Here is a 16,172-nt window from a genome sequence, read left to right as displayed (position 1 = left end):
TGACATCGTTGGCAGAGGAGTAAATGGTGTCAGGCGGCTTTTTGCTGATTTTAGTCATTAAGCTCTTCCTGTTGCCAATAATTGTAATTATTAACGAGGTGCGCTAACAGAAAGCCGACTATTTTCTTTTCTTCAGGTTTAAGCATGGCTGGACGCAAGTGAGCTAAAGAGTCATGACTTGAAAATTGAATTATACGATTAAGATAGGCTTCTCTATTTTCATCATTATCACCTGGTAATAAATTTGACCATTTTGGGTAACCTAGAAAACTAGCTGTTTTTTCGTAAAGGTTACGGATGAATATAAAATGTTGCCTATCAATATTTCCATTCTCAATTGCCTGTTCAAGCTGCCTTTTAAGCTCTAAATGATAGAAAAAACTCGTATTTGAATCACCATTCTTTTTAACTAATGAATAACTTTGATCTTCTAGCACTTCTAACAAAAAACATTCTTTTGAATTCAGTTCATTATAAAGAAAGTTATAAAACGTCGTGTCATGTGTTGAAACAATAAACTTAATCGAAAGCGGGCTATTTTTTATTAAAGAAGCTAAATCAACAGCAAGCTGCATTAAATGATTTTCATCTAAAGAACTCACAGGGTCATCAATATAAACATATTGAATTTCATCAAACTGATTTGTCTCTCGCTCACCTTCTTCAACCACATTTCGGGTATATATTACCTGCTCTAAAAGAGCATAAAAAACACTCCAAATAAAACAACTTTCTTCTCCTTTAGAAATTTTTATCTTACTTAAGCTATCATCCCCACCTCTTTCTAACGAAAACGACACTTTAGAAAAATCATCATTAAAATACGGTGTGATGTTTGAATTTGAATATTGTTGGAATCGACGAACAATCTGGCCATCCAATCCTTGGCTTTGAAGAAAGTTTAACAGCCTATTCGTAAATGAATTGGGCTGAATATTGAGCTGACGTTCTTTATCCTTATCTAAATCATTATCCCAATAGAACAAATCTTCAGTGAATGCGTTGTAATATAAAACTTTTGAATTTGAAAAATCTGCAGGATCTTCCGCCTCAGCTTCGCTCTTAGGATCGATTAGCTCCCTAAACTCACGAGACAAACGCGTCTTACCTGTGCCATTAAAGGCATAGATTAACTGCACTTTTTTATCAGTATTCTTTAATTTATGGGCAATCCCTGCAAGTGATTTTAAATACTCCCCATAAAATTCAGAAATATCACATTTCTTAACGGCCCAATGCCCCCGGTGAAACTCAAAATCATCGATATCTAATTTTTGTTGTTTCTCCTTTAGAAGGCCTCTGGTTAAAGGGTAGTAGTCTTTGTCAAATCGATACTTAATGCGTAAACTATTCGAATTAACTTTAATATCGGTAATTTTCCCAATTCTTGCATCAGCGACTTCATCCTCGACCGCAAACATAGTTGGCAGATTCTTGAGCTTATTTATTGCATCCTGATCTAATGATTGAAATTGCCCTTTGATAGAGGCTTCCGTGTATTCAAGAAACCTGCCTTTCGGAATCGTGAATTCCCCTTGCTCCCCTGAGTAAAAGCTAGGCACGCTTGCCATGATCAGGTTGTACATTTGACCGCTCATTTACGCTGTTTCCTCCATAGGTTTGCGGAAGCTCAACAACAGGTCACGATAATACTCGTATTGCTTTTGACGTAGCTCGATTTCGCGGGGGAGACCTTCTTTTATGGAACTTGTTAACGTATTGAAATTATCTAATATCTTAACAATTCGGGTTTGTTCATTAATAGAAGGGACAGGAATTTTAAACTCCGACATCTGTTTCAAGTTTATATTTGGCTGAGCAGAAGTTTTATTAAACCTAGCAATATAATCGGTCATTGCTGTGGTCTGCATGTAGTAAAAAGCAAACTTTACATTTACCTCCTGGCTCAAGCGAACAATAGCTAATGCTTGGTTGGTATTTGCAGGTAAAACACTCTTATCAACAATCGCGCACTTTCCAATAGTTGCCCCTGCTATAGCAAATAAAATATCACCTTCTTCTAATATTGAGCGTTTAAGTTCCTTATTGTGAACTTCTGGAGTAATAAACATAAACTTGTCTGGTTTGATTTGGTTATCATCAAAACTTTCCAGTTTAATAAAATTAACCCCGGAGCTTACAAATCCTTTTGGGGTTGTTCCTTTGGTAATAAGTCGGGTCACCTCACCCAACGTCTTCCACTCAACTTCACCCTCCTCAAAACTCAACAACTGGTCGCGGTAGTAGTTGTATTGTTTTTTGCGCATGCTAAGCTCGGCGGTCAGCTCGGCGGTCAGCTCGGCGGTCATGGCGGTAAATGCGTCCAGAATACGCACTATTTCAGCTTGTATTGCCAGCGACTTTTCTGGGTTATCTGGGCATGGGATGGGGAAAGGAAATTTTTTAAATCCACCCATATCAACAGATGCAAAACTGGACATGGTTGTATTTTTTTTACACCAATCCGCCAAAATAAAGCAGTAGTAGAAAATAAACTTGCTGTTAAAAGTGTCTTTATAACCAGGCTTTAAACTTAAATTAGTAAATCTCTGATTTGCTAAAAATGGAACACGAACCAAAGCGTGCTCTCCAATGGTTGCTGATGTGGCAATTATTATTGAATTTGCAGGAAATAGCTTTCCACCTTTGATTGCACTCTCTGAGACTTTTTGATGCGAGCCATCAAGGATTTGGCCATTTTCTCGGATGTCGTCCATTCTAAACCATGGAACAGTTCCATTTTCCCAGAATTCTTTTTTTGATTTTGATGGTGTATATCCATTTTTAAGCTGAAAAATATCTGCTAATTTTTTCCACTCAACATCAACCCCATCCAGCAGCTTCTCTAAATAACTCAAATGATTCATGCTTCAAGCTCCTCACCTTCAATTTCCGCGACAATGGCGTCAATATCACTGCGAAGTTGGTCGATCTTAGCAACAGTGGTTTTTAGATCCCGATTGAGTTCAGTAATGTTTGTGACTACGCGATTGTCTTTAGCTTCCACATAACTGCTTACCGATATGTTGTAGCTGTTGGCTGCAATGACATCTAAATCAACGGATTTGGCAAAATACTCATCGTTCTCTTTGCTGGCAAACACCTTGATGATGTCTTCAATGTGCTGCTCAGTCAGCACGTTGTTGTTGGTTTCTTTTTTAAACAAACCGCTGGCATCAATAAACTGGGTGGTAGTGTCAGTTTTGTGTTTAGACAGCACCAAAATATTCACCGCAATGGTGGTGCCAAAGAACAGGTTAGGTGCCAGTGAAATCACTGTTTCAACATAGTTGTTATCAACCAGATATTGGCGAATTTTTTGCTCAGCACCGCCACGGTAAAAAATACCGGGGAAGCAAACAATCGCTGCACGACCTTTGCTTGATAGGTAACTAAGTGCATGTAATACAAAAGCAAAGTCTGCTTTTGATTTTGGGGCGAGAACACCTGCGGGCGCAAAGCGGTCGTCGTTGATTAAGGTTGGGTCGTCGCTACCAATCCATTTCACTGAATAAGGCGGGTTAGAGACAATGGCATCAAAGGGTTTGTCATCTAAAAAGTGTGGTTCGGTTAAGGTATCACCCAACTGAATATTAAACTTGTCGTAGTTAATGTTGTGCAAAAACATGTTCATACGCGCCAAGTTGTAGGTAGTGTGGTTGAGCTCTTGACCAAAAAAACCATCTTCAATAATGTGCGCATCAAAGTGTTTTTTCGCTTGTAACAACAACGACCCAGAACCCGCAGCAGGGTCGTATATTTTATTGACGCTAGTTTGCCCATGCATGGCAAGCTGCGCAATCAATTTTGAGACGTGCTGGGGGGTGAAAAATTCGCCACCGGATTTACCCGCATTGGCGGCATAGTTTGAAATCAGGAACTCATAGGCATCACCAAATAAATCAATTTGGTTGTCTTCAAAATTACCGAAGGTTAAATCTGCCACGCCTTTTAACACAGCTGCAAGGCGTTTGTTTTTTGCCTCTACGGTATTACCTAAGCGATTACTGGTGGTATCAAAATCCGCAAACAAGCCTTTGATGTCTTTTTCTGAATCATAGCCATTGGCTGAGTTTTCGATTGCCGCAAAAATTGCTGCCAAATCCGTATTTAAATTTTCGTTTTTGTGTGCATTGGCCGTCACATTGCTAAACAACTGGCTAGGGTACAGAAAATAGCCTTTGGTTTTAATGGCATCTTCTTTGGCAAATTGGATGTTTTCGTCATCATCAGACATGGCCGCATAATTAACACTCTCATCACCGCCAGTGATGTAGTTGACAAAGTTTTCACTGATAAAACGGTAGAACAGCGTACCCAGTACATATTGTTTAAAATCCCAACCATCCACTGAGCCTCGAACATCATTGGCAATCGCCCATATTTGGCGTTGAAGTTCGGCTCGTTGTTGCATGCTTGTCATGTTTACTTCCCTAATTTAAATCGTTTTAAAGTCACGCGCTCTTTCAAATTTAAGCGCATGTTAGTGTTTGGTGAACCGGCTAAAAGGACCATTGTAAGGTATTAAATACATTAATCTTACACCGATAATAATTTTTCAAGATAACTATTCCTTCGACTTGCATTACTTGTGGCTGCGGTAATAGCAATAAAATCTTCCTTGCTTCCCACGATATGTATTTCACTCTCTGCACGGGTAATGGCTGTATATAGCCAGGCACGATCGACTATTCTGCCTTTATGCAATGCAATGATCACTCGTGGAAATTGTGAGCCTTGGGCCTTATGTAGAGTAATGGCGTAACCTAATTCCATACAATCCAAGACGTCCTGTGTGATTTGTATTCTGTCACCGGTATCAAGTGTAACATCACCAAAATATATTTCAGTCAACTCATCTGAGTCATCCTGTTCTGGCTCAACGCCACTAAGAACGCCAAGGCTGCCATTCTGGATCCCTCTGTGATAAAGGTTCTTCGTAAACAAAACGGCATCATTCAGTCGTAGATTTAAGAAGAACTCTTCAGAGTACATGGTGAATCTAAGCATTTCGCCATGACTATTCACAGCAGATTGAACTTTGTTATTTATCTCAGAGACCATATTTCTAGTAGGCGCAATAATACGACTCTTCTCAGGGCTTTCACGATACAGAAGGCAACACCTATCGGTTATTTCGCTTCTATTAGCCTCATGGAAGAATATAGAGGCGGTAGACAGTTTCGGAGGAATCTCTCCCTGATTAATGAGCTTCGAGTACTCAGGGATTCCGGTACTTCCATCCTGACGTTTCACAATATCCAGCATGGTGTTTGCTATTCGTTTTGAGTGAACGATATCAGCCAATACTTTTCCGCATCCAATAGGCGGCAGTTGATCCGGATCACCCATTAGTACGATCCGTACAGATGGATGTATATGCGTAACTATCCGATACATGGTCGGTAAATCAACCATGCTTGCTTCATCAATCACCAATAGGTTTTTATCGCTACCTGTGCTGTCCAATGGTGGGTTTCTCAAAAAGCCAGCAATAGTCATCGTGGTGAAGCCTATAGACTCATGTAGACGCATTGTAGCCCGACCACTCAGTGCAACTGCGTGGATCGCATACCCCATAAAACTAAAGGCTCTAAGTGCTGTTCTGAGTACTGTCGTCTTACCTGTTCCGGCCCCTCCTGTAATACAGGCTACAGCATTATCTAAGCATGTTCCCACTGCTTCTTTTTGCTTGCCTGTTAGATCATAAGGTAATTCTTTAAGAGCCGCACGGTAAGCTTGGCTGGTTTTTCGGTCATACAAACCGTTAATATCAGCCATTGTTAGCAGACGTTTGGCAACGGTAGATTCCATTAATAGCTGAGCGGTTGGGTGATAAGTCAGAGTGTCATTATTCAGCAGAAATTGAGCTTTATCGTGTCCTGCTTTGCAGGCGCTTGCGACTAGCTCATTATTACCCAGCAATTTTTTCAATGCAGGTACTAAGTCTTCTCGCTTCGTATAGGTATGACCTTTTTCTACTTGCTTTCGTAGGGCAATTTCTAGGGCTGCACTAAGTCGCCTCTGATCATCCGCTGCAATTTCAAAAGCCCATTTTTTAATAAGGCTTTCAACATCATCAAAGGACATTCCGAATCCACATAGTAGATAAGGGTTGTCCTGTATTGCGTCCACAGATTTATCATCATGAAATTTAAGGAGTCGTTGTTGAATTGAAACTGGAATACCGCGCAGCGTCATCCAGTTGGTATGTTTGAGATTTTTATACTTCTCGTATCCTTCGTAAAGCGCATCAATAGAATCCTCACTCAAAACCCCTTTAAGGCGATTTCTGGCTTCGCGTGTGTCAGTTTGAAGGGTCGAATGGAAAGAGTTGCCTAGCAACGCCCATAGAGCTCTGGCCTTAACCTCTCCAATTCCTCTAAATGCTTTTTCTTTGGCGATGAACTGTATTAGCTGTTCACCAGACTCTGGCAGAGTACATTCAACATAATCTGGTGCTTCATAGACATGCTGTAGCATTACGTAATCGCCTGAAGGCACTTCCTCAATACGTCGTGCGCCTTTGACCGTCCAATACTGCCCAATTGCCGGTTGCACTGGGATTGATTCAGGATTTACCTTGATAGTGACGTAATATTTACCGCTAGTGGTTTTATACGAATTTTTTTCCAGTGGCACACCGGTGAAGATAACTAGACTAAAAGAACTATGCGGAATGCTAGTGATTCTAACGCGATCTTCCTGGGTAGTATTATTCATCAAGGCATGAACCCCATCTCAGACAGGGTTTCAGACAACTCGCCGAAGCGTTCCAAGCGAGACTCTAACTCTCTAACCTTGGCTTTAAGTTCAATGTTTTCAGCCTCTAATTGAGATAACCTTCTAGACTCCAGTTGCTTAGAGGCTTGGCTAGCATCGTATTCCTTTGGATTAGACTTTACTGTTTCAGACTCAGCTGCGAAGGGCGGCAACACACCACGCGATCTTAACTCCGTTTCAAGGTTCTCAAGACCTTCTCTTAGAATAGGGTTCTGTGTCAGCGCGGACTTCCCACAACCAATAGCCTTCGCAACTTCACCACGCTTCAACTGTCCTCGGTGGACAATTTGCAGAAAATCATCATCCGATTGGGTAGCCTTCCAAACTTCAAAGGAGTTGACGTTTTGCTGTGCTTTCTGCTGACCGTTAGCCATTATTGTTCGTCCCTAATTCGCATGATAGTCTGCCTGCTTACCTCGAATTCTCGTGACAGTTTAGAAATACTCTTAAACTTGAGGCGTTTACGTATCTGCTTTCTTTCGTTGTCACTGATTTTGGGAGGCCTTCCCATATGCTTACCGGCTTGTATGGCCGCCGCTCGACCTTCGCTTGATCTATCAAAGATTAAGTCACGTTCTAATTGGGCAAAGACTCCAATGAGTGAAACCATTGCTTGTGATAGTGCTGTGCGTTGAGAAGTATCTAAAGCGCCATCTAGTGTTTTAAGTGAAGCGTTCTTTTCATGAATTTTGTTGATGGTTCTCAAAATAGCGTTCAGCGAACGGCCAAGCCTGTCTAGTCTTGTTACAACAACGGCATCGTCATCACGCACATAATCAATCAGAGATTGAAGCTGAGCATCGATATCCTTTGAACTACCGCTGTATTTTCCTGAAAATATTTTCTGGCACCCAGCATTCTCTAGGGAAGTGATTTGTGGGCTTAGGTCTTGCGTGATGGTGCTTACTCGAGCATAACCAATCAAATGTGACATTAGGTGCACCAAAGTTATAGCTCTAGTACATATTAAATTGATTATTTTGAGGCCAGCTATTGGTTCTTAGCATTAAACTGATGCAGTAAATTTTCAACCCGTCGCGCAAGCGCTTCATTTTGCATTTTTTCACTATTCAGTTGAGCTTCTAGTACATCAAGCTCAATCTTTGCTGCTTGTAATTGAGTTCGAGACACATCTGTTTGTTTCATTAAACTCCGAATTTTTTCATTTTGATTAAATGATTTCTCTTTGCATTGTTTTAAATCAAGTTGTACTACTTCTAATTTTTTTACCAGCCGTCTTTGTTCTTCAGAAACATTGCTAGAAAAAAAGTCTTCAATTAACGAACCGACTTTAAGCTGCCTAAGTTCCTCAACCTCTTTCTTTAGTTGATCGCATCTTGCTTCTAATTCATCTTTCCTAGGCTTTCTATCACGGGTTTTACGTTGGGCGTTAATTTCAAAATGTGCTGACAACATAACATTGGTCTTATCGATCAATTCTATTAATTCAGGTCTTCGAGACTTTACTAAAGCAGCACGGGAGCAACCTATCTCCTTCGCTAACTCCGCTACAACGATTTTCTTTTCTGCTACAAGAAGCTTATCCATAAGGTCTCGTGGTGTTTTCTTCAGCCTTTCTTCAATTTCCTGCGCTTTTTTTATTACAGCTTCATAGGCTGACATAGATAAAGCATTTCGACTTGCCCATTCTGGAGTTTTATCAGCTTTTTCCTCAAATTGATCTAACAGATTAGAAAAAAGATTATCCATGATTATTCCTTAGAGCTCACAATGATCTTATCTGAATTCATCCTTTTTAAGAGTCGCTCAGCACTTTTAACTGCACTTTTAGATGCTTGATAAAATTTGTTACTTTCTAAACTAAAGCAGGTTGTAGCTTCAATGGATTTCATCTGCTGCGCATGTGTCAATCCAATTTGCGCAATAGACGCTTCATGAGAGTTAATCTCTTGCACCGAATGAACACAACTTGAGCATGTAGAGAAGCCCGCCTCTTCGAGCTTTGCAACCTTAGATACTTTATCGAAACACTGGGATTGTGAGATAGTTTTGGTACGAGGCATACAATACCCATACTCATGCGGGACTATTTTTTCAAACCCCTCAGCAAATTCTTCAATCACGCTTTCCAATTCTTCTTCAGAAGAAATAACTGTGACATCTAACAACTCTAGAGCGGCATTCATTGCAGCACCAAAGAATCGAGGTTCAGTTTCATTTTGATTAAGAAGGTCACGAGCATCATTTATCATCTTCTCTGCAATTTCTTGAATCATAACCTCCTGAGCATAAAGGAACGTTTCATCCACTTTATTTGACAAGTAGATATTGGTCATGAAACTACGATTTGAATGGCGAAAATGACGACGAATAGCTTCATTTACATTGCCATCAAAACGTCTTAAAGCAAACTCAGCAAAGGTGTGGCGAAGCTGATGAGGATGTATATTAGGCCAGATAACTTTTATCTCTGGGTGCCTTTTCAGAAACGCTGCATAAAATTTTTTAAGCATACTAAAGGTGGCTTGGATTGAAGCACATTGCGTCCAAGATTCAAGACTAAAACATGTTCTTTTAACCGATTTTGAGAAGAATTTTCCAAATAAAAAGACCTCTATCTCTTCATTCGGATCCAATTTATCAAGATAACTAAGCTGCTCTAAAGCACGTACTGCCTCAGCAGCAAGGCCATGCACTCCTCTAATAGTTGATAACCCATGATTGGTTTTAACAATATCTGATTTGAAACCCCACAGACCATCAAGATTATAAGTTAGGTCTCCAGCTTTCATACTCGCTAACTCACTGATTCGAGCACCAGTTAGAGAGAGAAGGATCACTAATGCAGCCCGATAAACATTTTCGCACCATGAACTGATTTCCTTTAAACTTAAGGGAAAAGAGTTGTATGAAGCTCCGTAATGCTTATGAATTAGACTCAGTAAGGCTTCAGCGTTTGGCTTCGAATCCAATGCTTCGTTACTTCCGCTGCCTTCAAATCGCCATAATCCATCACAAAAATGTTGGAAAGTAGTTTTGTCAAACACCGAAATAACAGAGTAGTACATATCAGACCGTTGAAACTGAAAATACTCTATTAGAAATGAGGTTTTCTTATCGCGAATAACCTCTATTGCATCATTAAGTAGCAACATTGCTACAGGTTGTGGGATAGAAGACCAACTTCCTCCCTTTTTCCAATCTTCATAAATAATCTGATGACGTTTTAAAATAGGCCGCAATATCGCTTTCTGCTGCTTCTCATATAAGTTAAAACTTAACCCATCTTGAATGTTACCCATTAAGGCAAATTTTTCACTTTCGTTGAGAGCTAAAACTATGCTATCAATAACAGCGCGATTCGCAATACCTTCCTGTTTAACCCGGTGACGGTGACGATTTCGATTATCATCACTCTGCCAATCTACTTTTAACTCAAGCACATCCTGAAGCAAGTGCTTTACATCACCTTGATTCCATTCTGATAGCTTACTACTAGGCTTGTTCTCAGCCCACCAAACACCAAGTCTTCTCAAAGCAGTCAGTATAATTTTAATCGTACCCTGCCGACCTGATAAAGATTGAACACTTGGATTTGACCAACCTAATCCTTTAGAAACGCGCATGATAAATAGCTCACTTAACGTTCTGCGTATGTGCTCATTACTTTCGTAAGCGGGATGCGATAAGTCAAAACTGAAGTTTTTATCCTTTACTAAGTCATAAACTGTAAACTGAAGACTCCCAAGTTCGTTGATTAGCCCTGAACTCAACCCTTCTTCATTAGACTTATGCAGCTTAACCAAATTTGGCGATAGATTACTATCAGTCATTCGTTGAAGCCCCTGTGATATCGCTTAATTTAGCGTAACTAAAAGGTAGAGTATCCGCATATCTCTCACCTTGCTCTCGAACCTCTTTAGAGAATTTTTGTAAGATTGCTGAGAAATAAAAATAGTCTCGTGCAGCCAACGTAGCTTTAGTTAGCCGTGAAGAATCATCGTTTAAAACATCATCGAAATTGGCTCTGATATGCTCTAAGTATTTAATAATGAGCGCTACTGACATCTTATTAGCAAGGAATATCTTTTTACCATTGGTCTGGAATGAGTCCATCAAATCAGTATCAATACCTAACTCATCAATCCTTTTAGAGATGCGATCTTGAGCACTTTCATCGGCCCTAGGCAAACCAAGTATTTCAAGTGCTTGGTTATAATCCAATACAGAAGTCTCTTTGATTAAATCGCCCATTAATTCGGCATCTCGTTCCATAAGTGCTCCGATACGCGATACAAACAATCTATCATTCTCGACCTTTTCTTTGGCTGTTGATCGGTCGATGTAAATTTGGTTGTGAACTGAAGGCGAGTGGTTAGCTAACTGAGCCGTAACGTTAATATCATTAAATAAATGGAGAGAATTTAATGATTTCGCATCTTCTGAGATAATTGCAGACTGACGAATGAACTCTACGTTTAGTCCAATGGCTTTTTCTGTTACAAATAAATCTCTCTTGAGAGATTTATTTGTTCTGTATGCTTTAGCGAATACAGCCTCTTGCACTGTGACTTTTTTGTTTTGCTCTGCAATCTTACCTAAAAGCCAAAATATAGGTTCCAATTCATACGCTTTATCCTCGAAATCCTGTAACAATTTATGCCTTAAGTGCGTCTTTTCGGTCGTTAACAATTCAAGATATCGATTTGAAGCATTACTAAATCGTCTAAAACCAAACTGCGCATAATTAGCACCTTTAACTAAATAACTTAATAATTTGATTTCATCAGAAGTGTTATAATGATCACTTGCAAGTTTCATCGCACCGACATACTGACGATATGTTTTGCCAATTGTCGAGCCCAAAGGATGTAAGGCAGTCATGTTAACTTGATCATTTATAGGCCTCCGTTTCTTTTGAAATTGAAATTGGATACCCTTAGGCGTTTCCACAACATCGTCTATAATAAGGTTCTGAATACTAGAAGCATTCATTTTTTCACCAGCTAACAGACATTGCATGGCGAAACACTCAATGTCAGTTGGTACAAGCAGGCTTCTTATAGAGAAGCATTTAAACGCACCTATCATATATGATTTTTTCTTATTGCTCTGAGTTGTTTGATACTCTTTTCGACACCTAGCAGGCTCACCGTCAGTAGCTGTCAACAAACTACGATCCAATACCCAATTTAACTGTTTCTCTGTTAGTGCGTTTTCTTCAAAGGGGTGTCGTATGTCTACAACTAAACGCTCTTTGAGTATCAAGTTATTACTATTTCGAACTTCAGTTATAATAGCCCCGTATAAAACCCTAGCCTCACCCTGTGATGCATTTTTGAAATCAAAGGAAGCAAAAGAGATTGGACTTTCACCTATATTTCTGCGCCCGATACCTTCTATCAACTGACGTATACCATCTAACTGTAACGCCTCGCGACGAAAATGAGCTTCATGATTAATAATCCAAATACACAATTTTTTCAGCGAATCCAAAAGCTGTGTATCGTTATAAGGACACTCAGCAAAGAGTCTAGATAATGGAGGAATGGGTACTTTCTCTGGAGCCTGAACACTGGGTGCATATATATAATACTGGCGACAAAGAGATTTAGTGTGGTCGCTTAATTGATTATTTGTACTGAAACACCACTTAAGGCAAGTCTTTAATAGGTGAAGTTGCTGATAAATGGTTGTATGTCCAGCTTTACTATTTTTTCTTTGATTCTGAATAAAACCATTAAGACAATCGAATGATACTTCTTCATCAGCCTTAAATGAGTACAGAAAGCAAAAAAACAACTTAATAGCCCTATAGATATTAAGTCTTGAATTTTTTGATAAGCTCTTGACTACAGAGGCGTTTAGATAAGCAATGGTAGCTAAATGGAGCGATAAGCATCTCTCAGTAGGAGCTTCAATTTTTTTGGGTTGGAGTTGTCCGACATCAACCATTGCAACAGTACTAGATTCACTTATATCAGCTATAGTCGCACTGCTATCTTGGAAACCAACCTTTATATCTTCGTTACTGCTCATTCTGCTTTTTACTCCCTAAAGTCTCTTGATTGGTATGATTTCAATATCTTTGACATATCAATTTCATTACCAAACAACGTCCTTTGATTCAGCAGAGCTTCAAAATAGATATAAATCTCAGTTGTTTCGTGATTTTTATGCCCCATCCAATTGGTTACAAAGTGCCTTTTATCAATTCCTTCTCTATAGCAAAAAGTTACGGCATTCGTGGCATAACATTTTCGTAAACAATGAAAATGCCTTTGCCTCCATAAATCAGCTTCTTCTATAGATAATTCACCATTTAATAAAAGGCTCGTAACAACCCTACGAAAAGCTTTGGTGCCATGACCTTCAGTAGTCAGGGGAGTACCATCTTGTCTACACATTAAGTGCTTTGCACCTACGCGTTTCGCAATTTTTAGAAACTCATAAAGCGGCTGAACCAGTTCAGGCCATACGCGGACATCCCTGACCTTATTGCCCTTACCATATATTTTCATAGACCGTGTAATAGATGGAATACCACGCTCATCTAGTGCGATTAACTCATCCAGATTACTAACCCTTAGATTGCTAGGATGCACTAATTCATGAGTTCTAAAGTTAGCGTAATACCCTAACATCAATACCAGTTGATCACGCTTACAGTTGAAAAGATTGTTGGTAGGCACACTATCTAAAAGTGTTTTCAGATCATCTTTTGACATGTATTCAAGAGCAAGTTGCTTAGTAATACCTTCTAGCTCAGACGTTTTTACTTCATCAGAACGAACTAAAAAAGAAAAATTCTTTCTTTCAGCCATCCAGCCGTGAGAGTAGGCATAGTCATAAAATGACCTCAATGTGGCTATATGGCGATTGATTGATTTCAGTTTTAATCCGTGTTTTCTCCGAAGATACGCATTCAAATATGCGTTCATTTCGTTATCAGTCACATCGCGGAAGTCATACCCTATTAACCCAGCTGTGCTACTTACCTCTGACAGCTCACGAAAGAATTTCAGTAAGTCATTCCCATATGCTCGCACGGACTCTTTAGAACTCTTTTGAGAAATATGAACTAAAAACATAGTCGGCTCAATAATTGGATAAACGCTATCTTCAAGAATTGCATAACTATCAATGTGAACACCGCTCACCATAATATTATTTATTCTTTGCAACTTAAGCATCTAATAATTACCCAAAACATTTCTTATAAAACCCTATTACCCATCAAGCCACTTGTAAACGTTTATTTTCCACTAACGCATAAAAAAATTAAAAATCTTAAGGAAAAACCTTTAAAATCAAACGGATACAAAAAGACAAAAATCACCCCTACATCAACAATAAACCTCACAAATCAAACAAAACACGATTAAAATTTAAAACAAACACGCTTAGAAACCAACTTTAATATATTTTAATTTAACTTTAATATATTTTAATTTAACATTAATATACTTTAATTTGACTTTAATTTAATTTGATTTAGTTGTAGCCAATTAAACCCACACTTAATTAAAACCAAATTTAAAATACCATTTAATTATCATTAAAAATTTTAGGCTAATTGGAGCAACGGGGGTAGTAGAAGCAATGGGAGGTGTAAATATAATTTTAGGTTTGAAGATTGGAGCCATTAATTTTTAGGACTAATACGTTTATTAGTTGCTTTTTATATTTCATATACCCAAGAATATAACTTATCTTAGAATTAATTATGTATACATGGTTTCCCAAAAAAAATGTTTACAAAAAACCTGTAGAAATAGCTGTTCCGATAATCCGTCCAGTCTTCAAATGTGGCCACCCGAAATAGGGTTAGCATGGAAACCGCTATATCACCCCATAGGGTTTCATTCACTCGCTCGAAGAAAATAGAGCCTACTGCCGCAAAGATATAAAAAATAATAAACATTAACAGGGCTATGTAGCCCATTTTGGGAATGGCTTTTAGCAAGGCGTTAATCAAGAAGCGTAGGTCAGGGATGATGGAGACCAGACGCAAGACACGGAATACGCGTAGTAAACGCGCCACCAAAATCATTTCCGTTTCGGATAATGGCATTAGGCTACCGACAACGATAATGGTGTCGAAGATGTTCCAAGGGTCTTTAAAAAATCTTAGTTTGTCGTCACAGGCGAGAAAGCGCAGACTGATTTCAACTAAGAAAAATACGGTAATAAAGTTGTCTAGGTAATTGATGGCAAGTTCAACGCCATCAGGTAAAGGATAGGTTTTTGCCCCAACCGTCAGCGCGGCGATGACAATAATGCTGATAATAAAACCTTGAAACCAAACACTGCGTTCCACTTGCTTCATTAAGCTAAACAAATAACCCGTGTGACTTTTTTCCATTTACCTCATACCTAATAGTCAGATGAAAGATCAGACCGCCATATTAAGTACATCTTAGCCATAAGAAAAGTAACAATCTGGCAGATTATGAGGTTTCTAAGTCAAGTGCGCTTCACCCGCACAACTTTCATGATTTCCACAGGGATGCCCGCCACCATTTCTTGAGTGGCATAGTAGGTAAGGTTGACCCGAGCTCCGCGCAGGGTGCGATACTTCCCTTGGCGTTTAAAACGAAAAGGCACATCGTAGCCTTCTATCATTAGAGTGTGGAGAATCCAGTCTTCTTGGGATCTTTGCACGTGGGATTTCACTTTGAGCGCATCCGAATGAATGAGCTCATCGTTTTTCTTTAATAAGTCGTTTGGATCAGATTTCATAAAACGCTCTCTATTCGGAAGGACGAGAGCGTTTTAGTATGACACAAAGAATAAAAATTCTAAAATCTTGTTTATTTTTTGAGCAAGTCTATTTACAGCAATAGCTATTTTTTCACTTCTTCCGGAGTTTTCTCTTCAACCACTGACGCTTTTGCTGGCAGATCTTTAGCAAACTGACTCATCGATTGCGCCTTGTCTTTATTGTCAAAACGCACAACGGCTTTTTGCAAAATTAGGTTGTTTGGGTAAGTCACAATGTCCCCAGAGATACGCTGGATAATAACGTGAAAGGTAGAAATATCTATGATCTGGCCAAGAATTTCGTCGTCTTTGTCGACAACCTTTACCCAGTCACCAACACGGTAAGGAAAGCTGAAAAAGATAATCAAGCTGGCAGTGATATTACTTAAAATCGACCATTGAGCGAATAACGCCACACCCACCACGGCAAATACCGATGAGAAGAAAATCGCTAATTCGCCGTAGCCAACCCCCAGTACCAAGCAGATCAGTAGCACAAAGACGCCTGTAAGCCCTAGGTTAAGCATTTTGGAGACATAGCTTACTCGCACATCTTTAGCGGACTTTTTCAAACCCAAGGTAGTGATGTTTGACTTAATTACTCGAGAGATGACGATATATCCCAAAATTAAGAGCGCCACCAGACCAATTTTTACCATCATTTT

General features: G+C 39.3%; 12 protein-coding genes and 1 pseudogene. All 13 read right to left on the bottom strand.

Annotation, left to right across the window (positions count from 1 at the left end; all coding sequences use genetic code 11):
* Positions 1–50: 50 nt before the first annotated feature.
* A complete protein-coding gene (locus ACUM5Y_RS15190) occupies positions 51–1,598 on the bottom strand; it encodes an AAA family ATPase (RefSeq protein WP_445977725.1) in 1,548 nt (515 codons plus the stop codon).
* Positions 1,599–2,867: a restriction endonuclease subunit S gene (locus ACUM5Y_RS15185; RefSeq protein WP_445977724.1), complete on the bottom strand. Its 1,269-nt coding sequence runs from the start codon at positions 2,865–2,867 to the stop codon at positions 1,599–1,601.
* Complete coding sequence (locus tag ACUM5Y_RS15180; RefSeq protein WP_445977723.1) at positions 2,864–4,423, bottom strand: type I restriction-modification system subunit M; 1,560 nt, start codon at positions 4,421–4,423, stop codon at positions 2,864–2,866. Before ACUM5Y_RS15180 ends, ACUM5Y_RS15185 begins: the two co-directional genes overlap by 4 nt.
* Before the next feature lie 116 nt (positions 4,424–4,539).
* Entirely contained in the window at positions 4,540–6,723 is a 2,184-nt protein-coding gene (locus ACUM5Y_RS15175; RefSeq protein ID WP_445977722.1) for an AAA family ATPase, read from the bottom strand.
* Positions 6,723–7,157 (bottom strand): VPA1267 family protein, encoded by a 435-nt coding sequence (locus ACUM5Y_RS15170; RefSeq protein WP_445977721.1) that lies wholly within the window; start codon positions 7,155–7,157, stop codon positions 6,723–6,725. Before ACUM5Y_RS15170 ends, ACUM5Y_RS15175 begins: the two co-directional genes overlap by 1 nt.
* Positions 7,157–7,717: a recombinase family protein gene (locus ACUM5Y_RS15165; protein WP_445977720.1), complete on the bottom strand. Its 561-nt coding sequence runs from the start codon at positions 7,715–7,717 to the stop codon at positions 7,157–7,159. The genes ACUM5Y_RS15170 and ACUM5Y_RS15165 overlap by 1 nt, the downstream gene beginning before the upstream one ends.
* 56 nt (positions 7,718–7,773) lie before the next feature.
* Positions 7,774–8,493: a hypothetical protein gene (locus ACUM5Y_RS15160; RefSeq protein ID WP_445977719.1), complete on the bottom strand. Its 720-nt coding sequence runs from the start codon at positions 8,491–8,493 to the stop codon at positions 7,774–7,776.
* Positions 8,494–8,495: 2 nt separating this feature from the next.
* The gene (locus ACUM5Y_RS15155) at positions 8,496–10,577 is read right to left on the bottom strand and encodes a site-specific integrase (protein ID WP_445977718.1); all 2,082 of its coding nucleotides are present in this window, start codon (positions 10,575–10,577) and stop codon (positions 8,496–8,498) included.
* A complete protein-coding gene (locus ACUM5Y_RS15150) occupies positions 10,570–12,783 on the bottom strand; it encodes a hypothetical protein (protein WP_445977717.1) in 2,214 nt (737 codons plus the stop codon). The genes ACUM5Y_RS15155 and ACUM5Y_RS15150 overlap by 8 nt, the downstream gene beginning before the upstream one ends.
* A gap of 8 nt (positions 12,784–12,791) precedes the next feature.
* Positions 12,792–13,937, bottom strand: a complete 1,146-nt coding sequence (locus ACUM5Y_RS15145; protein WP_445977716.1) for a tyrosine-type recombinase/integrase — start codon at positions 13,935–13,937, stop codon at positions 12,792–12,794.
* A 569-nt stretch (positions 13,938–14,506) separates the two neighbouring features.
* Positions 14,507–15,073: pseudogene (locus ACUM5Y_RS15140) on the bottom strand (ion transporter); the annotation flags it as partial.
* 137 nt (positions 15,074–15,210) lie between these two features.
* Entirely contained in the window at positions 15,211–15,486 is a 276-nt protein-coding gene (locus ACUM5Y_RS15135; RefSeq protein ID WP_445977715.1) for a hypothetical protein, read from the bottom strand.
* A 104-nt stretch (positions 15,487–15,590) separates the two neighbouring features.
* Positions 15,591–16,169, bottom strand: coding sequence for a mechanosensitive ion channel domain-containing protein (locus ACUM5Y_RS15130; protein WP_445977714.1), 579 nt, complete (start codon positions 16,167–16,169; stop codon positions 15,591–15,593).
* Positions 16,170–16,172: the final 3 nt, after the last annotated feature.

It is taken from the genome of Marinomonas dokdonensis (assembly GCF_052747885.1).
The sequence above is the reverse complement of the archived record's forward strand: the minus strand, read 5'-3'. Positions and strand labels throughout refer to the sequence as shown.

Coding starts and splice junctions, on each gene's coding strand:
- ACUM5Y_RS15150 (WP_445977717.1), bottom strand. CDS start 12,783: ATGAGCAGTAACGAAGATATAAAGGTTGGTTTCCAAGATAGCAGTGCG.
- ACUM5Y_RS15155 (WP_445977718.1), bottom strand. CDS start 10,577: ATGACTGATAGTAATCTATCGCCAAATTTGGTTAAGCTGCATAAGTCT.
- ACUM5Y_RS15170 (WP_445977721.1), bottom strand. CDS start 7,157: ATGGCTAACGGTCAGCAGAAAGCACAGCAAAACGTCAACTCCTTTGAA.
- ACUM5Y_RS15135 (WP_445977715.1), bottom strand. CDS start 15,486: ATGAAATCTGATCCAAACGACTTATTAAAGAAAAACGATGAGCTCATT.
- ACUM5Y_RS15180 (WP_445977723.1), bottom strand. CDS start 4,423: ATGACAAGCATGCAACAACGAGCCGAACTTCAACGCCAAATATGGGCG.
- ACUM5Y_RS15130 (WP_445977714.1), bottom strand. CDS start 16,169: ATGATGGTAAAAATTGGTCTGGTGGCGCTCTTAATTTTGGGATATATC.
- ACUM5Y_RS15165 (WP_445977720.1), bottom strand. CDS start 7,717: ATGTCACATTTGATTGGTTATGCTCGAGTAAGCACCATCACGCAAGAC.
- ACUM5Y_RS15175 (WP_445977722.1), bottom strand. CDS start 6,723: ATGAATAATACTACCCAGGAAGATCGCGTTAGAATCACTAGCATTCCG.
- ACUM5Y_RS15160 (WP_445977719.1), bottom strand. CDS start 8,493: ATGGATAATCTTTTTTCTAATCTGTTAGATCAATTTGAGGAAAAAGCT.
- ACUM5Y_RS15145 (WP_445977716.1), bottom strand. CDS start 13,937: ATGCTTAAGTTGCAAAGAATAAATAATATTATGGTGAGCGGTGTTCAC.
- ACUM5Y_RS15185 (WP_445977724.1), bottom strand. CDS start 2,867: ATGAATCATTTGAGTTATTTAGAGAAGCTGCTGGATGGGGTTGATGTT.
- ACUM5Y_RS15190 (WP_445977725.1), bottom strand. CDS start 1,598: ATGAGCGGTCAAATGTACAACCTGATCATGGCAAGCGTGCCTAGCTTT.